Genomic DNA, 20,804 nt, shown 5'->3' on the forward strand with positions numbered 1-20,804 from the left:
ATGAATGACATGACCATAAACCCCGCCATCCCGTTTGAACTGCCCGCGCTGTTCGAAGGTCGGCACCTGATCAATGGCGCATGGATGGATAGCGCTTCGGGAGAGACGTTCGAACGTCGCTCGCCCTCTCATGGGCATATCGTCAGCCGCTCTGCTCTGGGGCAAGAGGCCGAGGCTGAAGCCGCGATTGCCGCCGCCCGCACCGCATTCGACAGCGGTGTCTGGAGCCGTGCATCAGGCAAGGAGCGCGCGACCGTGTTGCTGAAAGTGGCGGACTTGATTGAGCAGAATGTCGATCGCATCGCCCTGATCGAAACGCTGGAAAGCGGCAAGCCGATCAGCCAGTCCAAAGGTGAGGTTGGCGGTGCCGCGGATTTGTGGCGCTATGCGGCTTCGCTTGCTCGCAGCACCCATGGCGACAGCCACAATACACTGGGCGCGGATATGATGGGCGTTGTGCTGAAAGAACCCATTGGTGTGGTTTCGATCATCACGCCGTGGAATTTCCCGTTCTGGATTCTCAGCCAGAAACTGCCTTTTGCCTTGGCTGCGGGCTGTACGGTGGTCGTCAAACCGTCGGAAATGACGCCCTCGACCACGCTGATGTTGGGTGAGCTGCTGGTCGAGGCGGGCCTGCCCGCAGGTGTGTGCAATATCGTGCTGGGTTACGGCGTTCCGGTGGGTGCCGTGATGTCCAGCCACAAGGCCGTGGATATGGTCAGCTTCACGGGGTCGACGGCCGTGGGCAAGACGATCAGCGCGGCTGCATCAGGCACACTGAAGAAAGTCGCGCTGGAGCTTGGCGGTAAGAACCCGCAGGTGATCTTTCCTGACGCCGATCTGGATGCGGCGGCGGATGCCGTTGTGTTTGGCGTCTATTTCAATGTGGGCCAGTGCTGTAATTCCAGCAGCCGGATCATCGTGCATGAGGATATTGCCCAAGAGTTTTGCGACCGCGTTATCGCCCTGTCCCGCAAAGTAAAATTCGGTGATCCGCTGGACCCGTCCACGCAGGTGGGCGCCATCGTCACGGCCGAGCACAACGCTAAGATTGATACCTATGTTAAACAGGCCCGGGCCTCGGGCGCGACCGTCGCGCTGGGCGGAGATCGGTTGACGGTCGAAGGGCTGGGCGATCAGTTCTACCAACCTACCGTGATCACTGATGTTGATCCGGACATGCCCATTGCAAGGGACGAGGTTTTTGGCCCGGTTTTGTCAGTCATGACGTTCAAAACACTGGACGAGGCTGTCGCCCTGACCAATGATAGCGACTACGGTTTGTCGGCGGGTGTCTGGAGTACGGATGTCCACACATGCCTTGAATTCGCACGGCGTGCAGAAACGGGAACGGTTTGGACCAACACCTGGATGGACGGCTTCCCAGAAGTGGCCTTTGGAGGGTTCAAACAATCCGGACAGGGAAGGGAAATCGGGCGCTATGGATTCGAGGAGTTTTTGGAAGTGAAATCGGTGGTCATGCGTATCGGGAACACCCGTTCCCCATGGGTGCCTAAGGACTGATAAAAAAACGCCGACAGACAAAAAACAAGAAAATCGCATTTAGGGAGGAAATTAAAATGCGCAAACTGCTGAAAACAAAATCGGTTATTGTGGCCGGGCTGCTATGTACATCCAGCCTCGTACACGCGGAAGAGGTCGAGGTTCTGCACTGGTGGACCTCGGGCGGCGAGGCCGCGGCACTGAACGTTCTGAAAGATGACCTGTCCGGCCAGGGCATCGGCTGGACAGACATGCCGGTTGCCGGTGGCGGTGGCGAGCAGGCAATGACCGTTCTGCGCGCGCGCGTTACCGCCGGCAACGCGCCGACTGCCGTGCAGGCGCTTGGTTTCGACATTCAGGACTGGGCCGCGCAGGGTGCGTTGGCTGACTTGAACGATGTTGCTGCCCAAGAAGGCTGGGACGAGGTTGTTCCGGATGCGCTAAAGGCTTTTGCCAAGCATGATGGGAAGTGGGTCTCCGCACCCGTTAACGTGCATTCGACCAATTGGGTCTGGGCCAACAAGGCGGTGCTGGACGCAAACGGAATTGCCCCGCCAACCTCGTGGGATGAGTTTGTCGCCGCTGTCGAGACGTTGAAAGGTGCCGGAGTTACTCCGATCGCGCATGGCGGTCAGGCCTGGCAGGATGCCACGATATTTGACGCGGTGGTTATGTCCACGTTGGGGCCCGACGGCTACAAGGCCGCGTTCATTGATCTGGACGAAGAAGTTCTGGGCGGCGAGGCCATGAAAGAAGCCTTCGACCGCATGGCCTTTATCCGCGACAATGTTGACGAGAATTTCTCGGGCCGCGACTGGAACCTTGCCACCGCGATGGTGATCAATGGCGAGGCCGGTTTCCAGATGATGGGCGATTGGGCAAAGGGTGAGTTTCTGAACGCGGGCAAGGTTCCGGGTCAGGACTTCCTGTGCTTCCGTTTCCCGGGTACGGCGGAACAGGTGACGTTCAATGCCGACCAGTTCATGATGTTCGATCAGGGCGGTTCGGTGTCCGAAGAACAGGCGGCGCTGGCCAGTGCGATCCTATCGCCTTCGTTCCAGTCCGCGTTCAACGTGGTCAAGGGCTCGGTCCCGGCACGCACCGACGTCAGCGACGCTGACTTCGATGATTGCGGCAAGCAAGGCATGAAAGATCTGGCGGCGGCTGCGGCTTCGGGCAACCTGTTCGGGTCCATGGCCCATGGCCACGCGGCGCCAGCCTCGGTCAAGAATGCGGTCTATGACGTCGTCACGGCGCATTTCAACGGCGAGTATGACAGTGAAACTGCCGTGACCGAACTGGTCGACGCGGTGTCCATCGCCAAGTGACCAGGTGATCCTCCCGATGGGGCGGCTTTCGGGCCGCCCTGTCCCAAGAGGGCGCTCAACGCCTTAAAACACTACTTGCAGGAGGGCGCGCCATGGCTGTTTCAGCCGACGCGGATTTCAAGACTCGCCTTCAGAACTGGATTCCCAAACTGGTCCTGTCCCCATCCATCGCGATGATGACGGTGTTCGTTTACGGGTTTATTCTGTTCTCGGTCTACCTTTCCTTCACCGACAGCCGCATCCTGCCGACCTTTGGATGGGTCGGTTGGGAAAACTATGACAAGCTATGGCGGCTCAGTCATTGGGAAACCTCGCTGATCAACATGGGCATCTTCGCAAGCCTATACATCGTGATCTGCACGTGTATCGGGCTTGGGTTGGCGATCTTTCTCGATCAGAAAATCCGTGGTGAGGGGCTGCTGCGCCCGATCTACCTGTACCCAATGGCGCTAAGCTTCATTGTGACCGGCACCGCGTGGAAATGGTTTCTTGATCCCGGCATCGGGTTGGAAAACGTGATGCAGACCTGGGGTTGGGAAAGCTTTGAGTTCGACTGGATCAAAGACCGCAATTTCGCGATTTACACGGTCGTTCTGGCGGCGGTCTGGCAAACCAGCGGGTTTGTCATGGCCATGTTCCTGGCTGGGTTGCGCGGGATCGACAACGAAATCCTGCGCGCGGCGCAGATGGATGGTGCGTCTAACTGGAACCTCTATCGCCGGATCATCATCCCTCAATTGCGCCCTGCCTTCCTGTCGGCCTTCGTGATCCTAAGCCACCTTGCGATCAAGACTTTCGACCTTGTGATCGCGCTGACCGGCGGTGGTCCGGGCCGTGCAACCGAATTGCCTGCGACCTTCATGTACTCCTACACCTTCACGCGGAACCAGATGGGGATTGGTGCAGCCTCGGCCACGATCATGCTGATGACCATCGCAGCGATCATGATCCCCTATCTCTACGCCGAACTGCGGGAGAAACGCTGATGTCCCAGGCAACTCAGGATACCGCAATTCGCACCGGGCGTGTCACGCGGACGCTGATCTATCTGGTGCTGCTGTTGTTCGGTCTGTTCTACCTGCTGCCGCTTTACGTGATGCTGGTGAACTCGGTCAAACCGCTGGAAGAGATCACCGGCGGAGGCATGATGAACCTGCCGCAGGTCTTTACGATTGAGCCGTGGCTGAAGGCATGGTCATCGGCCCAGATCGGTGTCGATCCGACGGGTCTGAAGCCCTATTTCTGGAATTCCATCAAGATGGTCGTTCCGGCGGTGATCGTCTCGACGATTCTCGGCGCACTGAACGGCTATGTGCTGACCAAGTGGCGGTTCAAATACGACACCATCCTGTTCGGGCTTATGCTGTTTGCCTGTTTTATCCCGTTCCAGATCGTCCTGATCCCGATGGCGCGGATGCTGGGTATCATCGGCCTGGCGGGCACAACCTGGGGTCTGGCGCTTGTTCACGTGGTCTATGGGATCGGCTTTACGACGCTTTATTTCCGCAACTACTACGCCGTGTTCCCGACCGAACTGATCCGGGCGGCGCAAATTGATGGGGCCGGGTTCTTCCAGATTTTCTGGCGTATCCTGCTGCCCAGTTCAGGGCCAATCGCCGTGGTGTCGATCATCTGGCAGTTCACCAATATCTGGAATGACTTCTTGTTTGGCGCGTCTTTTGCCGATGCGAATAGCCAGCCAATGACGGTGGCGCTGAACAACCTGGTGCAATCATCCACCGGGGTTAAGGAATACAACGTTCACTTCGCAGGCGCCATTCTGGCCGCCATGCCAACTCTGCTCGTCTACATCGTGGCCGGTCGATACTTCGTCCGCGGCCTGATGGCGGGTTCCGTGAAAGGATAAGACCTGATGGGTTTTCTGGACATAGACAACGCGACCAAATCCTACGGGGCTGTCGAAGTTCTGCACAAGGTCGATATATCCGTGCAAGAGGGTGAATTCCTTGTGCTTGTTGGCCCGTCGGGCTGTGGCAAGTCCACCTTGCTGAACATGATCGCGGGGCTGGAGGAGATTACCAGCGGGGAAATCCGCATCAAGGATCAGGTGATGAACGGGGTTCACCCGTCAAACCGGAACATCGCCATGGTTTTCCAAAGCTATGCGCTCTACCCCAATATGACCGTGGGGCAGAACATCACCTTTGGGCTTGAGATGCACGGTGTACCAAAGCCCGAGCGTGAAAAGGCCATGAATGAGGTCGCCAAGCTGTTGCAGATCGAACAACTGCTGGATCGCAAACCCGGCCAGCTTTCGGGGGGGCAGCGCCAGCGAGTGGCGATGGGGCGGGCGCTGGTGCGAAACCCTGATGTGTTCCTGTTTGATGAGCCTCTGTCCAACCTAGATGCCAAGCTGCGCGTGGACATGCGGACCGAGATCAAGAAGCTGCATCAAAACCTCGGCACCACCATCGTCTACGTCACCCACGACCAGATTGAGGCGATGACGCTCTCCAGCCGCATTGCAGTCATGAATGGCGGCTATGTGCAGCAGCTTGGTACGCCGCAGGAAATCTATGACACGCCTGCGAATATCTTCGTTGCGACGTTCATGGGATCACCCGCGATGAACGTGGTGCCCGCAAAGGTTACCGTCCTGAATGGCCGCCCTCATGCTGAGGTCGCCTTGCATGACGGGTCGATGGCGCAGCTTCCCTTTAGTCAGGACAACCTGTCTGCTTGGGACGGGCGCGACATCCTGTTGGGAATCCGGCCGGAAACCATCACCGACATGGATGGTGCGGATCGGAAGTCTTCAAACATCGCGCAGATGACCAACCGCATCGTGGTGACTGAACCCGCCGGCTCGGACACATTTGTTTCCATGATCCTCGGAGGACAGGATGTGATTGCCCGAATGCGTTCGGACGCCGAGGTCGCGCCGGGGCAGGATTTCATGTTCGCGGTGAACATGGAAAAGGCCGTGGCCTTTGACCCCGAAAGCGAGATGCGGATCACACCGTGACGCGTGCAGACGTCATAATCATCGGCTCTGGCATTGGCGGGGCGACTCTGGCCGCAGCGCTGGCCCCGTCCGGACGCCGTATTCTGATCGTTGAGCGAGGGGAGCGCCTGACCCCCTCGCCACAGGATCGGGATCCGAAGGCGATCTTTGGCGACGGGTGCTTTCGGCCAGACGAAACGTGGCTGGACGGCAAAGGCCAGCCTTTTAACCCCGGTAACTATTATTGTGTGGGCGGGAACTCCAAATTCTACGGTGCGGCGCTGATCCGGTATCGACGTGAGGATTTCCAGCCGCGCGCGCATCTGGGCGGCAGTTCCCCCGGCTGGCCGATCTCTTATGAGGAACTAGAGCGCGACTATACCGCAGCCGAGCAGCTTTATGACGTGCATGGCGTCGTGAATGAGGACCCGACCGAGCCGCCCCACAGCGCAAACTATCCGCACCTGCCCGTGGCGGATGAGCCGGACATCGCGGATTTGCGAACGCGGCTCGGCCGTGCAGGTCTGACACCGTCTTCGGTGCCGCTTGGGGTGGATATCGACAGATGGCTGGCGGCAGGTCAAACGACCTGGGATGCATTTCCCAACACCTGCGGTGGCAAGATGGATGCGGAAACCTCTGCCTTGGCAAAGGCGCTTGTGCACAAAAATGTCTCGCTTTTGACGGGGGCGACGGTACGGGAATTGATCGCGGATGCGACTGGCAAGATCACGGGGATCAAGGTCGACGGGCACGGCACGTTGAAGGCACCGCTGGTGGTGCTCGCTGCTGGTGCTGTTCAATCGGCGGCCTTGCTGCTGCAATCTGCGAATGACGCCTATCCTAGGGGGCTGGCGAACCGGTCCGATCAGGTTGGGCGCAACTTCATGAACCACAACAGCTCGGCCGTGCTGGCCCTGCACCCTTTGCGCCGCAATCGGTCGATCTATCAGAAGACGCTGATGTTCAACGATTATTACAACAGTGACGGCAACGGCGGGCCGCCACTGGGCAATGTTCAGATGCTGGGCAAGATCACAGGCCCGATCCTTGCCTCTCAGACCGGGTTGCCCGGCCCTATCGCCGCGCTGATTGCAGGCCGTAGCTATGATTTCTACGCCATGTCAGAGGACCTTCCGAACCCCGATAGCCGTGTGACTGTCGAAGGTAACCAGATCCGGCTGGATTGGAAACGTTCGAATTGGGCGGCGCATGAAGCTCTGGTGGAGCGGCTGAAAACGCACCTGCGCCGGTCGGGTTTTCCAATTGTTCTGTCGCGGGCATTCGACCGCCGAACACCATCCCACCAATGCGGGACCGCGAGGATGGGAAGCAACCCTGACAACAGCGTTGTCGATCCCTTCTGCCGCAGCCACGATTTCCGAAATTTGTTCATCGTTGACGCGTCGGTCCTGCCGACCTCGGCTGCGGTGAACCCGGCCCTGACCATCGCGGCGCTGGCCCTGCGCGCAGGCCGCCACATCATTGAGACGGAGTTTGCAGCATGACCGGGATTGCGTTGGTCACAGGTGGGCAGCAAGGCATTGGCCTTGGCATTTCGCGCGCGTTGATCGCGGGGGGATACAAGGTGGCGCTGGCGTCGCGCTCGGCCCCTGACAAACTAGCAGTGCAACAGGCTTTGGCCGAGCTTGGACCAAACGCGATCTATGTGCAGCATGATGTATCGGATATTGACCACGTACCCGCCATGCTGGATCAGGTTGAGGCTGACTTGGGTCCGATCACCGCTTTTGTCAACAATGCCGGCGTCGGCGCTCCGGTGCGCGGCGACATGCTGGAGCTGAAGCCCGAGAACTGGGATTTCGTTCAGAACATCAACCTGCGCGGAGCCTTCTTTCTGGCGCAGGACGTTGCGCGGCGTATGCTGGCGCAACCTCAGGACCTTTATCGCTCGATCACATTCGTCACCTCGGTCAGCGCCACTATGGTGTCTATCGAACGGGCTGAATACTGCGTTTCAAAGGCGGCCGCGGCCATGATGGCGCAACTCTTTGCCGTGCGTATGGCGCCGCACGGGATAGGTGTGTTCGAACTGCGCCCCGGCATCATCGCAACCGAGATGACGGCAGGTGTGCGCGACAAATACACCGACCGGATCGAAGGTGGCCTTGTACCCGCCGCACGATGGGGTGAGCCCCAAGATATCGGGTCGGTCATTATGCCCATTGTCGAAGGCCAGATGCAGTTCGCCACCGGTGCTGCAATCCCTGTGGATGGTGGCCTATCGATCACGCGTCTCTGAGAAACTCTGAGGACAAATCAACATGTCTGACGGATATGATTTCATCGTGATCGGCGGCGGCTCGGCCGGGTCGGTCATTGCCTCGCGCCTGTCCGAAGAACCCTCGGCCAGGGTTCTGCTGTTAGAGGCTGGCTCAAACGACCGGCATCCGTTTTTTCACCTACCCGCCGGGTTTGCCAAGATGACCAAAGGCATTGGCAGCTGGGGCTGGTCGACGGTGCCGCAGAGGCACATGCAGGATAAGGTTTTCAACTATACGCAGGCCAAAGTGATCGGAGGTGGCTCGGCCATCAATGCGCAGATTTACACGCGCGGTGCAGCACAGGACTATGACGACTGGCGTCAGATGGGGTGTGAAGGCTGGGGCTTTGATGATGTGCTGCCCTATTTCAAGAAGTCCGAGGACAACGACACCTACGACAATGAGTTCCACGGCAAAGGTGGTCCGTTGGGCGTGTCGAGGCCTGCCGCGCCTTTGCCGATCTGCGATGCCTATATCAAGGCCGCCGGGCAGGTTGGTATCCCTGAAACCCGCGATGTGAATGGGGCGAAACAGGACGGGGCGGGGTATTACCAACTGACCCAACGCAACGCGCGCCGGTCCTCGGCCGCGATGGCGTTTCTGGCGCCGAACCGGGGCCGGACGAACCTGACCGTCCGCACTGGCGCGCAGGTTCGGCGCATCATGATCGACCGCGGCCGGGCGACCGGGGTAGAAATGATGGATGGTGAGACAATCACCGCCGCGCAAGAGGTTATTCTGTCTTCGGGTGCAATCGGCTCACCACGTCTGTTGCAACTGTCGGGGATTGGTCCGGCAGATCACCTGGAAAGTCTGGGGATCAGACCGGTTTATGATCAGCCGAATGTGGGGGAAAACCTGCAGGATCACCTTGATCTCTACGCGATTTGCGAGGTGACGGGACCGCATACTTATGACCGGTTCGCCAAGTTGCATCTTTCGGCATTCGCCGGGCTGCAATACCTTCTCACGCGCAAAGGGCCGGTGGCGTCGAGCCTGTTTGAAACCGGAGGGTTCTGGTATGCCGATCCTGACGCGCGGTCGCCTGATATTCAGATGCATCTAGGGCTGGGCACCGGGATTGAGGCCGGGGTCGAAGCTATGCCCAATGGCGGCGTGACCCTGAACGCATGCTTCCTGCGGCCCCGGTCCCGCGGCTCGGTTCGACTGCAAAGCGCGGACCCGGCGGCGATGCCGTTGATCGACCCGAACTATCTGGCCGATCCCTATGACCGTGAGATGTCGATCCGGGGTTTGAAACTGGTGCAAAACATCCTCGCGCAGGATGCGCTGAAACCGTATGTTTTGGCCGAACGTCTGCCGGGGCCGGATGTGCGGACCGATCAGGATTACTTCGACTTCATCTGTGTGCATTCCAAAACTTCGCACCATTGCGCAGGTACGTGCCGTATGGGCAGCGACCAAGAGGCCGTACTTGACCCACGTCTTCGGTTCAACGGGATTGACGGGCTGCGTGTCGCGGATGCCTCGATCATGCCCACTGTCAATTCATCGAACACCAACGCTCCGACCATCATGATCGCAGAGAAAGCAGCGGACATGATCAAACAAGATCAGGGATTTACACAATGATCCGCCATATCGTGCTGACCAAGTTTCGCCCCGACGTGACCGAGGAAACGGTTGCGGCCATCTATGCCGGACTCGCTGATGTGGCAGAAACACTGCCGGGTGCCAGCGGGTTCACTGGCGGCCGCAGTCAAAGCCCTGAACAGATTGAGCGCGGCTATATGCATGGCTTCGTGATCGATTTCGACGATTGGGCGGCGCTGGAAGCCTATCAAAACAACAAAACCCACAAGGCGCTGGGCGCGCAGTTGGTCGAGAATGCGATAGGCGGGATCGACGGCATACTGGTTTTGGATCTGGAGGTCTGAGGCGATGACACTGATACTGCCAACCCCTGAAGGCGTGCTGCAACCTTATGCGTTGACCGGAACCCCCTTGGTGCCCCGTGCACCGCAGGTGCCATTGACACGTACCGCGTTTGCTGCGGCGCATGTCGTCTCAGACCCGCTGGCTGAGCGCAACCCCTGGACAGACCGTCCGGCGGTGGATTGGGACACGACGCTCAGCTTTCGGCAGGGGCTTTGGGATCAGGGGCTGGGCCTGGCCGAGGCGATGGACACCGCGCAGCGCGGCATGGGTGTGGATTGGGACACCGCACTGGAGCTGATCCAACGCACCATGGCTGCCGCCCGGGCGCATCCGCTCTCACCGCGCGTGGCATGCGGGGCAGGGACCGACCATGTGTCGCTTGGCGCGCTGAACACGGCGGGCGAAATCCTGTCCGCCTACGAACATCAGGCCGAAGCGATCGAGGCCGCTGGCGGGCAGCTGATCCTGATGGCGTCGCGTGCTTTCCCGACGATCGGCGCTGGGCCGGACATTTATCACGACGTCTACCGCACGCTGATCGACGGCGCGTCAGAGCCTGTCATACTGCATTGGCTGGGTGACATGTTTGACCCGGCACTCAAAGGGTATTGGGGCAGCACGGATGTTGCTGCGGCCAGTGACTTCGTTCTGTCCCTTATCGCCGAAAACCAGGGCAAGGTGGATGGCATCAAAATCTCATTGCTTGATCAGGCACACGAAGAGTCGTTTCGCGCACGCCTGCCAGATGGCGTGCGCCTCTATACCGGCGACGATTTCAACTATGCTGATCTGATTGCCGGGGATGGGACGCATTTTTCGCACGCGCTGCTGGGTATTTTTGCCGCAATCGCCCCAGCCGCAAGCCAGGCACTTGAAGCCCTGGCGATGGGGGACATGGACCGCTACCACGCGCTGTTTGCGCCTACGGTGCCTTTGAGCCGTGAGATTTTCCGGGCACCGACGCAGTTCTATAAAGCAGGCATAGCCTTTCTGGCTTGGCTGAACGGCGCACAATCGCATTTCGTGATGCCCGGCGGATTCCAGTCCAGCCGCGATATTTGCCACTATGCGCAGGTATTCCGGCTGGCGGATGAAGCGGGTTTGCTCTTGGACCCAGATCTGGCAAAGGAGCGCATGATCACATTGCTGGCCCTGCACGGAGTAGACCAATAACCTGAATGCGTAGACCGACGATCATAGATGTCGCCAACAAGGCAGGTGTGTCGAAATCGACGGTCAGCCTGGTGTTGCAGGGCGGCGCGCAGGTCAAGCCCGAGACCAAAAAGCTCGTCCATGCGGCGATGAAAGAGATCGGTTATGTCTACAATCGCTCAGCCGCCAATCTGCGGGCGTCCGGGACGGCACTGATCGGGCTGGTGATCAATGACCTGAACAACCCGTTCTTCACGGAATTTGCCACGTCGCTGCAAATGGCGCTGGGCTTGCGCGGCTATGCGGTGGTGGTGGCAAATACCAACGAGGATGCAGCGATACAGGATCAGGTCGTCGCGGCGATGTTAGAGCACGGAGTCTCGGCTCTGATTGTCTCACCTGCTTACGGGGATGTATCCGAAACCCTGACCGCTTTAGCGCGCGCCCAGATTCCCGTCATGCAGGTCTTGCGTCAGGTCAGCGACGATACCGCCCGATTTCCCTTCATATCCCCGAATTATCAAGAAGGCGGACGTGTCGCCACGCGTTATCTGATCGAGTCAGGCGCGCGCCGTATCGCTTTTGTGGGTGGGCTGGATGGGCGACAAGTCACGCAGGAACGGGTTTCGGGGTATTTGGAGGTGATGTCCGAACACGGGCTTTCGCCTTTGGTGCTGTCCGGTCGCAGCAGCCGGTCTTTTGGACACCGTGTCGCCGCGCAATTGTTCCGCGACTATTCGGAGTGCGACGCGGCCTTGTGCTTCAACGATCTGGTGGCGTTTGGCATGATCAACGCCTGTCACGAAGCCCGCAAGGATATTGGCACTGATTTTCAGATCATTGGGTTCGACGACATTCAGGAAGCCGCCGAGTGTTGGCCAACCCTGTCCACAGTCCATTGCGGCGTGGATGCCTTTGGGAAACAGGTTGCCGACACGGTCTTGGAGTGGTTGCAGAACGCAACGGTGCCTCCGCCCAGTACCCGCACCCCGGTTCGTCTGATTCAGCGTCAGACAACAAGGCAGGGAAGGTGAAAGCACATTTCAAAAGGGTTTTGTGACAACGGTCGCAATAAATTGCGATGCGCCGAGGGTCGGGAAGTGAAGATAGCGATTGCCCGCTCAGCGGGTCCGGGCGCCGTCTTAGGCAGATGGTTTGCCTGCACGTTCGTGATGGCTAAAGATCAACTGCCCGGATTGGAAATCTGACCGAAAATCAGCCAATCTGCCGGACAGGGCGTGGTAAAACCCGATCAGTCCCGGCTCAACCTGCCGCGCCTGCGCGACGCAATCCTCACATGTCTTTTCGATGTGTTCCTGCGGGTGACGGTCCCGAATGGATTCGATCAGCTTTTGATGGGTTGTTTCCAATCTTTGGAAGGCGGGGGTTTCCAGCACCTCTTGGTTGCCGACCAGAACGAACACGGGCTCAAGGTCGGTTCTGCCTTTCAGGTCGATAAACCCGGCTTCAAGCATCGCCATGTGGTCCCTCATTTTTTCATACACCGAAGTTGAAACGAGAATGTCATAGTCGACATGCCGGCAGCTTTGTTCGATCCGCGCGGCAACATTCACCACATCCCCGATCACGGTGTAGTTGAACCGGCGTTTCGATCCGATATTGCCGACGCAGGCCCGTCCAGTGGCGCAGCCTGTTGCCAATGCAATCGGTGGTCGCCCCTGCATCACCTCTGACGCATTGAAATTCACTAAGGCCTGACGCATCAACAGCGCGGCTTCAGCCGCGCGGCGCGGGTGGTCTTCGACTGGCAAGGGGGCATTCCAAAATGCCATCACCGCATCGCCGATGAACTTGTCAATAGTGCCACGCTCCCGCAGTATCTGGTCGCCAACCTGAGAGAATAACTGGTTCAGCAAGGTCACAAGATCGGTGGCCGAGACGGATTCTGACAAGGGGGTAAAGCCCCGAATATCCGAGAACATAACCGTGATCTCCTGCGTTGAGCCGCCCAGTTGCAGTTGATGTCCGCTTCCCTCCATCTCATCCAGAATTTCGGGGGCGACATAGTGGGAAAAGACCTGCCGGATGACGCGCTTTTCGCGCTCAGTTGATACAAACAGATACCCCGCCAGCAGTCCGAAATTGGCCATACCCCCCAGCAGCGGAAAGGTTACATCGAACAGGACCAACTGGTTCTGAAACGCCAGCCAGCTGATACCAAGCACGACCGTCGCCGATGCTCCGCCTGCGACAAACGATGCCACTGCGCCGAACCGTGCCATGACGGCCGTTACCACAAGGCCCAGAGTGACGAAGGACAGTATTTCAAGAGCCGCAGTGACGTCAGAGCGGCTTAGCATTTCACCGGTCAGGACCTGTTCCAAGATCTGCGCGTGGATTGATACACCTGGAACGGATTCGCCCAACGGCGTCTGATGCCTGTCGAACAATCCTGCCGCCGATGTACCGACCAGAATGATCCGCCCTTCAATTTCGGCGCGCAGGTCAGCGTTGTCCTGCGGCTGCATCACATCATGCGCCGATAGATACAGGTCTTGATTGTCACGTCTGTATTTTATCCAGACCTCGCCATTCTCGGTCGTTGGCAAGCGAAATTGACCGATCTCGAGTGCCAGCATGATGCCGGCCTCGTCCGGTGTGCCCTCGACGAGGATCACGGGCTCGCCCATGGCGACGCGCAACGCCTCGATGCCCAGACCCGGTAGGGCGCCGTCCGGCCCGCCCCACAAAACGGGAACACGGCGCACAATGCCCGTACCACCCAAGGGTGAGACGTTGACCCCTCCGATACCTGCTGCCGTTCGGTCCAGAGGCGCGGCGGGTGGCGTCCAGTGAGGGACAGTGACCAGGCCCGAGGTCGGAGCCTCTCCGATTTCTACAATTCCGGCCAAAGGTGTGACGCGCCTGCCATGGGCGGTTTGCCGGGCTGCCGCACCCAGAACGACAGGCCAATTCGCGATTTCCATCCCGAACATCACATCATAGTCCAGACGCTTTGCGTGATGCTCGACCGTTAAAACACCTGACAGCGCCGGATCGTTCAGCAGCCGGGCGGGCGAAAACCTGTCTGGTTCGATAAACAGCATGTCAAAGGCGATAGCGGCAGCGCCATATTCGCCCAGGTTTTGGACCATCTGCGCCAGCAAAGTGCGGGGCCAAGGCCATTGCCCCCAGGTCGCAAGTGACTGCTCGTCGATATCCACCACGCGAACTGGCAAGTCAGGATTGTATTCCCGAGGTGAAATGCGCTGCAGAATGTCGAAGTAGACCAATCGTGTCATGCGCACAGGGTAAGGATCAAGGACCCGGATGAAGCATCCGAACAGGATCAGACCCAGCCCGACCAGCTGAAAAGCGCGTCTTTGCCCTGCGCGTTCCCTGGGCTTTCCGGTCACGTTTGCCTCCGATTATCTTGGCTAGCCCGGACGGGCCATCACCCACGGTACGCGTTTCAAGAACCTCGGCAGCGTCCGAACTGGCGGCATGAACAAGGGGCTTTACTGCCCCTGGCCGCTATTGCCCCCATTACCACCAGCGCCGCCGCTGCCGACCCCGCCACCAAAGCCATCTGTGCCGCCGCTTCCGATTGTGCCGCCACTGCCAGCACTTCCGCTGCCTGATCCGCCACCGATTGAGCCGCCTCGGCCATTCCCAGTGCCGCTGCCCGTTCCGACATTGCCACCTGTTCCGGAATCACTGCTGCCATTTCCGCCAATGTTTCCGCCGTTGCCGTTGCCGCTGCCGGTGCTTCCACCGACGCTGCCGCCATTGCCGCTGCCGGTGCTGCCAGGGCTGGTGCTACCTGACGACGCACGAGCCTCGTTTTGTGGCGCGGATGCAGCGGCGCTTTTAACTTCTCCCCGCTCAGGGGTAGAAGCACGCGTTTCCGATCTTTGCTGAAGTGGAGGTACGGCGTCCCGCCCGCAGCCTGACACATCTACTTGCAGTGGTACTTGCAACTGTTGTTGCGATTGAACAAATGGAAAGCCATTTTTCACCGCCTTTTCATAGCTTTCCTCGTCGGTGGGGCGACCTATATTCCCGCTTTGCGTGGTGGCAAGAAGGCTGCATTTCCGCCCTGTTTCCTGACAATTTCCACTCTGCCCGCACATCTCGACACGGCCCTGAAGAACCATCATGGCACTTTGCGTGCCTGGTACGACCCAAAGGTCAAATGTCGTTCCCCTGACGGCCATGGTCGCGGTGGGTGTCTGGATGGAATAGGCCCGTTTTTTGCTTTTGCCTGAAATGAAGCGGAAGCTGCCGCCCAGGGCCTGAATTGCAAAGTTCTTGGCCTTCCTGTTTCCGCGCAGCATTGTCACATCCAGTTGCATGCGCGCATTTGGGCCAATCGCAATCTTGGTTTCGTCATCAAATACCAGTTGAACCAAACCGCTGCCATCGGTTGAAATGGCATCCCCGGACGCAACGGTCATGCCTGCACGCAACGGCTGCGATTTCCCGGAGCGCGTTATCTGCGCGCCTTGTTCGACACCGATGACTTTTCCAATATTGGCTGCAACCGGCGAAGGAAGCAGCAAAATACAACATATTACCAGTATAGTTTTTAACCAGGCCAAACCCCACGTCCTTCCCCCACAGATAGGTACAGAGCGCATCGCGCCCGCCGCTCGGTTTGTGCCTCAAAACATTCTAAATACTGACTTCAGAATTAATAAATATATACAAATATGTCCTAAACATCGTGTCATTTGCAAGGTTTTCTAACAAACGGGCCGAGTTTATTCGGAATGACGGGGTATTTTGCGTGAAAGCTATCTACGTGAAGAAGCAGCAGTTATCAGAAGAGCGTCAATCAAAGCTCTGCCTGACGATCCGCGTTAAATGGAAACAAGAAAATTGAACCCAACGCAGGAAATCACGTTGTATCCGGGTGAAGAGCAAGGGTACCCAGGCAAACGGAGGCGTGGACGAATGGTCAAAACTGCTCCACTGCCAAGGTGCATGCGCACTGAAGCTAACGCTTTCAAAATATGAGAAAAGGTAGCCTGCTCCTACTTCGTTGTACGAATTCTGCACGCGTTTGTCTGACTCCGCTATGCTGCGCCGGATGTTCACTGTTGCAATGTCGCGCCTACTTGCAGCAGTTCGTCAGTGACTGACTGTTGAGTATAAGCGCCGCATTGGCTGATCTGGTCCAGATCAGCCGTTCGCCTTACGACTCTCAATAACTGGTATAGAAAACGTGGTACTGGTTGAGCTTGTCCCCCTATCCAATGGCCGGCCGAAGATTCTTGGATCCGAAATAGTCGGCTTGACGCGCGCGGACTTAAGGTGCGGGTGAGACGGTGCAAAGGTCTGCGTCGGACTTCCTTTGAAGAACGTGGAGGAGCAAAGGCTAGTCTTTGGGTTTGTCTCTCTAAACAGGGTGATTTGATGAGCCCGTGTGCGGCTATCGTGGTTTTCATCGAGGCGCGCGACGACAATCCAAAGCCAGACAAATGAGTCAAACCAGCAAATGAAATCTTGGCATCAAAAGACGCTTGCGCTGACGGGCAATGAACCGAATGTCGAGTTCGGGTATTTAGTATCGATTTCTCGAAAAAAGACCACAATCCTGAAGCCCATGGCTTAGCCCAAGGCGGTAAAAGCCCGGTCGCATACGAGTAGAAAGTGGCCCAAACAAGCACATTGGGGCGGCCTTCTAGCGATACAGGTCCAACCTCCACAGCGATACAGGCCTGGCATCCACGGTGCGGACGCGACAACTGGTATCGATAACAAACACGTGATCCTGTGAGCCGGGAAATCCCCTTTTCACGTTTTCATATTGAGACTAGAAGAACACGCTGAAAGTGCAGAGAACTACCCCTCTCTCGTTAAAGGCGACAATATTGATCTTTGGATAAACATTTGGCAAACAAGAATTATCACAATTCCGTGCGGGCCATTTGCCAACAAAGCGCCTTCTGGAAACCGTTTTTTGCAACCAATGGTTTATCTCAGAGAAAACGTGGTATCCTTCTGTTGCAGGGTCCGGTCGGCCCATTTTTCTCGCGTTTGCAGGTCTATCTCGAAACCCGCGGGCTGGACGTCAGGCGTGTATGTTTCAATGCCGGGGACCGGTTCTTTGCTCGGGGTATGAAGCGGTTTTCGTTCGGTGGCAGTCTAGACGAATGGCGCAACTGGTTGACCGAATACCTGTCTGCGGCCGATATCGGGTACATCATCCTATTCGGATCGGAGCGACCGGTACACAAGGTTGCTCTGGCAGTGGCCCGACAACACGGCATCCGGGTTCTATCCCTAGAGGAAGGGTACATACGGCCAGGATATGTAACGGTCGAGGAAGGCGGCAATAATGCGAACTCGCCGATCGCGGGTTTGCTGCCACCCGACGACTACGACCCTGTCGAACAGGAGGCTGCCAACGTAGTCCCTTATCGCGGGTTGCATTCGATGTGCGGTTACGGCGCGCTTTACTATGCGTTGCGGACCGTGTTTCAGACCAGTCGTGAAAAGAATATATTTCATCGCCCAATCTCGGTGTTGCCGGATATTTTCCTGTGGGCGCGGAACGGTACTCGCAAAGTGTTCCGGCAGCATCGCTGTTTTGCGGCAATTCAGAAATTGCTGGAGCACAAGGACGGTCGCTATTTCCTTGTGCCGTTGCAGGTCGCGGTCGACAGTAACATGCAGGACGCGGCAAAGGGGTGGGACACAACCCGCCTGATCACCGCCACGCTGTCGTCGTTTGCGCGAAACCCGGATACCGAAGCGAGGCTGGTGTTCAAGGTCCACCCGCTTGAGAGGGGGCACTTCCGCCACGGCCCCTTGATCCGCGCAACGGCCGAGGCGCTCGGGATCGGGGATCGGGTTGACGTCATCGAGACCGGGTCTCTGGGGCTATTGGCACGGCATGCGGCTGGGATGATCACGATCACCAGCACCTCGGGCCTGTCAGCGATCTACCACGGTACACCGCTTCTGGTCATCGTAGAGGCGATCTACGCCAATCCGCGACTGGCTATCTGCGCTAATGGTGCACCTGATTTTGATACCTTCTGGTCAACCCGGCATACCGCCAGCACTGCGGCACGCGCATCCTACATCTCATGGCTGATCAAGATGTCACTTGTGCCCGGCGATTTCTATGCGGCCGATGGGATGAAGGCCGCCTGCGAGGGCGTGTTTGCAAAGCTGATCCATGGTGCCGCTTCGCATAAGACCGCGACAACTGACGCGCGATCAGTCGCGCCTTCAGCAGGTTTGAGAATCGTCGCCAACGCAAAATTGCCGCCGCAGTCAAATCACCACGCGGTCAGAAATTTGGAGTGAGCAGGTGAATATCCAGGCTTCAACATCGAAAGATTTCTTTTCGGACGACAAAACCGAGAGGACAGGCGCGCTGACGGGGATCGTGCGCTCGGCGCTACGCGCCGAGGCTGAGGCGATTCTGAATCTTCCGTGCGAGTCCATCGAAGCCTGTGCCGCAGCGATCGAAAGGATTCACGACTCGACCGGTCCGCTGGTCGTTTCCGGGATTGGCAAATCCGGCCATATCGGCCGCAAGATCGCCTCCACCTTCCGCTCACTTGGCAAGCCGGCGATCTTTCTGCATGCCGCCGAAGCCAGCCACGGCGACCTCGGGCTGGTGCAGCAGGGCAGCGTTGTTCTGGTGTTGTCAAATTCGGGGGAAACCACTGAATTATCCGATCTGCTGCACTACTGCAAAGCCCACAGCATCACTGTTATATCCCTCACTGGACACGCCGACAGTACGCTGTCTTATGCCGGTGACGTGACCATTGCCTACGGCAACGTTGACGAGGTTTGTCGCAATGGGCTTGCCCCGACCACCTCAACAACGCTGAGCCTTGCGATTGGCGATGCCCTGGCCGTCGGCGTCAGCACCCTGTTGGGAACCGCGCCCGAAGATTTCCGCCGCTATCATCCGGGTGGCAAGCTGGGCGCGCGACTGCTGCGGGTGCGCGACTTGATGCGCACCGGCACCGCCTTGCCGCTGGTCGGCCCCGGCACGGCGATGTCCGAAGTGGTCGTGACCATGTCGGAAAAATCGCTGGGCGTGGCAATTGTTGTGAACGAAAACAGGATCCTTGGCGTCGTCACCGACGGAGACATGCGCCGCAACATCGAAAACCTGTGGGACACCACAGCCGCTGACATTGCCACTGAAAACCCGGTGATCATCGACGTAGAGATGCTGGTCTCGGACGCTGCCGAATTGATGTCGGAAAAGGGCATCACGGCCTGCATCGTGGCCGATAAGGACAATCGCCTGATGGGCCTGCTTCACATCCACGACTGCCTGCACGCACGGGCTACGACCTGACGGTCTCAATCCTTAATCCGGAGCCGTAAGTTAACTTTGGGGGACGGCGCCTTTTCCAGATAACTTTAATAACAAAGGGGTAACCTATGAGCAGAGCAATGGCCAAGAGCCGCAAACTTGTTTCCAAACCCGGCCTGTTTTTCCGGGACATGTTATTGAACAAGTTTCCTATTGAGGCGGAGATTGACATAAACAGATCTAATACCGCGCAAGAAAACGCCAGAAAACTCACTAAAAAACTAAGACGTGATGTGTCGACGCCTGTTAAAAAAACGACAAACGGAATTCCGCGGCCTCAACCTATCGGCGTTATTCAAGCCAGCTTCCCTGTTGACATAGTATACACTTGGGTGGATCTGGCTGACTCGAACTTTTTTGAGGTCCTTTCACGCTTCAAAGAAACCAATCAGGCAACCAATTCTGAATCTTCCGACAAAAGCCGTTTTGAAAACCGAGATGAGCTGCTCTATTCTCTTCGGTCCATTGAAGCATATGCGCCTTGGGTGAATCATATCTATATTGTCACAAACGGTCAGGTTCCTGTCTGGCTAGATGCATCCAACAAAAATGTAACAATAGTAAGTCACGAAGAGATTATACCGGAGCAGTACCTTCCGACCTTTAACTCCCACGTCATCGAAAGCTGCATTCACCGTATTCCCGGACTTTCGGAGCACTATATCTACTTTAACGATGATGTTCTGCTTGCCAGACCACTATCGAAAACCGACTTCTTTACCGAGACCGGTCTTGCCTATTTGTTTTCGACAAATTCAAGGCTCCCAAATGGACCAAAGTCTGAGAGCGACACTCCAACGCAATGGGCGGCAAAAAATGCGCGCAGTCTCATCTTTGGCGAATGGGGTTGTTACCTAGACACGATGTTTGCTCACACGTTCCACCCACAAAGGAAATCAGTTGCGCAAGATAATGAAAGTCTATTCGAAAAAGAACTGCACTATTGCCGTCTCAACCGGTTCCGCGGTGAGGAAGACTTATTGTTCACAAGCTTTTTGAATCATCATGTCGGCTTTTTGACGGGGCGCGGGCTGTTGACGCGGACGCATGGGTTCTACTTTAACATCCGCCAACGTGGAGCAATAAACAGCTACCGAAAACTTCTGCAACTGAAAGGCGGGCCCGCCGCTCCTGCTTCTATGTGCTTAAATGATCGTATGACGGACGACGAGTGGCCGGAGTACGAGAAGCACCTAGTGGATTTCTTGAATGCCTATTTTCCAAAGCGTTCAAGCTACGAAAAGCCAGAGCAAGAAAAAACCTTCGAAAACTTTCAAGTAGATTCAGTGGAATCAAAAGAATCTGAGTTTTTTGTTAAAGCTGCTGAATAGGCATCTGCGTTCTTCGGAAGAGTTCGT

At 57.4% G+C, this 20,804-nt stretch carries 16 protein-coding genes; 14 read left to right on the plus strand and 2 right to left on the minus strand.

Annotation, left to right across the window (positions count from 1 at the left end):
* The 11 genes from AVO44_RS17955 to AVO44_RS18005 all read left to right on the plus strand — a co-directional run bounded on the left by AVO44_RS17955 (nucleotide 1) and on the right by AVO44_RS18005 (nucleotide 12,166).
* On the plus strand, nucleotides 1–1,524 hold the full coding sequence (locus tag AVO44_RS17955) for an aldehyde dehydrogenase family protein (protein WP_082677538.1): 1,524 nt from the start codon (nucleotides 1–3) through the stop codon (nucleotides 1,522–1,524).
* 56 nt (nucleotides 1,525–1,580) lie between these two features.
* Entirely contained in the window at nucleotides 1,581–2,831 is a 1,251-nt protein-coding gene (locus AVO44_RS17960; RefSeq protein ID WP_068340092.1) for an ABC transporter substrate-binding protein, read from the plus strand.
* Nucleotides 2,832–2,923: 92 nt separating this feature from the next.
* The gene (locus tag AVO44_RS17965) at nucleotides 2,924–3,817 is read left to right on the plus strand and encodes a carbohydrate ABC transporter permease (RefSeq protein ID WP_068340095.1); all 894 of its coding nucleotides are present in this window, start codon (nucleotides 2,924–2,926) and stop codon (nucleotides 3,815–3,817) included.
* Nucleotides 3,817–4,698: a carbohydrate ABC transporter permease gene (locus AVO44_RS17970; RefSeq protein WP_068340098.1), complete on the plus strand. Its 882-nt coding sequence runs from the start codon at nucleotides 3,817–3,819 to the stop codon at nucleotides 4,696–4,698. Before AVO44_RS17965 ends, AVO44_RS17970 begins: the two co-directional genes overlap by 1 nt.
* Nucleotides 4,699–4,704: 6 nt before the next feature.
* The gene (locus AVO44_RS17975) at nucleotides 4,705–5,817 is read left to right on the plus strand and encodes an ABC transporter ATP-binding protein (protein ID WP_068340101.1); all 1,113 of its coding nucleotides are present in this window, start codon (nucleotides 4,705–4,707) and stop codon (nucleotides 5,815–5,817) included.
* Nucleotides 5,814–7,304 (plus strand): GMC oxidoreductase, encoded by a 1,491-nt coding sequence (locus tag AVO44_RS17980; protein WP_068340104.1) that lies wholly within the window; start codon nucleotides 5,814–5,816, stop codon nucleotides 7,302–7,304. Before AVO44_RS17975 ends, AVO44_RS17980 begins: the two co-directional genes overlap by 4 nt.
* The gene (locus AVO44_RS17985; RefSeq protein ID WP_068340107.1) at nucleotides 7,301–8,059 is read left to right on the plus strand and encodes a 3-ketoacyl-ACP reductase; all 759 of its coding nucleotides are present in this window, start codon (nucleotides 7,301–7,303) and stop codon (nucleotides 8,057–8,059) included. The genes AVO44_RS17980 and AVO44_RS17985 overlap by 4 nt, the downstream gene beginning before the upstream one ends.
* A 22-nt stretch (nucleotides 8,060–8,081) precedes the next feature.
* Nucleotides 8,082–9,674, plus strand: coding sequence for a GMC family oxidoreductase (locus AVO44_RS17990; RefSeq protein ID WP_068340111.1), 1,593 nt, complete (start codon nucleotides 8,082–8,084; stop codon nucleotides 9,672–9,674).
* Nucleotides 9,671–9,979 (plus strand): Dabb family protein, encoded by a 309-nt coding sequence (locus AVO44_RS17995; RefSeq protein WP_068340114.1) that lies wholly within the window; start codon nucleotides 9,671–9,673, stop codon nucleotides 9,977–9,979. Before AVO44_RS17990 ends, AVO44_RS17995 begins: the two co-directional genes overlap by 4 nt.
* A 4-nt stretch (nucleotides 9,980–9,983) precedes the next feature.
* Nucleotides 9,984–11,153, plus strand: a complete 1,170-nt coding sequence (locus AVO44_RS18000; protein WP_068340117.1) for a dihydrodipicolinate synthase family protein — start codon at nucleotides 9,984–9,986, stop codon at nucleotides 11,151–11,153.
* A 5-nt stretch (nucleotides 11,154–11,158) separates the two neighbouring features.
* Complete coding sequence (locus AVO44_RS18005) at nucleotides 11,159–12,166, plus strand: LacI family DNA-binding transcriptional regulator (protein ID WP_068340120.1); 1,008 nt, start codon at nucleotides 11,159–11,161, stop codon at nucleotides 12,164–12,166.
* 108 nt (nucleotides 12,167–12,274) lie between these two features.
* Here AVO44_RS18005 and AVO44_RS18010 read toward each other — a convergent pair whose 3' ends face one another.
* Both AVO44_RS18010 and AVO44_RS18015 read right to left on the minus strand, forming a co-directional pair.
* Nucleotides 12,275–14,509 carry a CHASE2 domain-containing protein gene (locus AVO44_RS18010; RefSeq protein WP_068340123.1) on the minus strand — a complete coding sequence of 745 codons (2,235 nt, stop codon included), beginning with the start codon at nucleotides 14,507–14,509 and terminating at the stop codon, nucleotides 12,275–12,277.
* 102 nt (nucleotides 14,510–14,611) lie between these two features.
* On the minus strand, nucleotides 14,612–15,655 hold the full coding sequence (locus AVO44_RS18015; protein WP_233422019.1) for a FecR family protein: 1,044 nt from the start codon (nucleotides 15,653–15,655) through the stop codon (nucleotides 14,612–14,614).
* Nucleotides 15,656–16,988: 1,333 nt separating this feature from the next.
* On the opposite strand from AVO44_RS18015, the gene AVO44_RS18020 reads away from it, so the two are divergent.
* From AVO44_RS18020 to AVO44_RS18030, 3 genes are all read left to right on the plus strand, one after another.
* Entirely contained in the window at nucleotides 16,989–18,413 is a 1,425-nt protein-coding gene (locus AVO44_RS18020) for a capsular polysaccharide export protein, LipB/KpsS family (RefSeq protein WP_157770028.1), read from the plus strand.
* 4 nt (nucleotides 18,414–18,417) lie between these two features.
* Complete coding sequence (locus AVO44_RS18025) at nucleotides 18,418–19,428, plus strand: KpsF/GutQ family sugar-phosphate isomerase (RefSeq protein ID WP_068340129.1); 1,011 nt, start codon at nucleotides 18,418–18,420, stop codon at nucleotides 19,426–19,428.
* Between the two features lie 86 nt (nucleotides 19,429–19,514).
* Entirely contained in the window at nucleotides 19,515–20,777 is a 1,263-nt protein-coding gene (locus tag AVO44_RS18030; protein WP_082677541.1) for a stealth conserved region 3 domain-containing protein, read from the plus strand.
* Nucleotides 20,778–20,804 lie beyond the last annotated feature (27 nt).

This window comes from Ruegeria profundi (genome assembly GCF_001507545.1).
Classification (GTDB): Bacteria; Pseudomonadota; Alphaproteobacteria; order Rhodobacterales; family Rhodobacteraceae; genus Ruegeria; species Ruegeria profundi.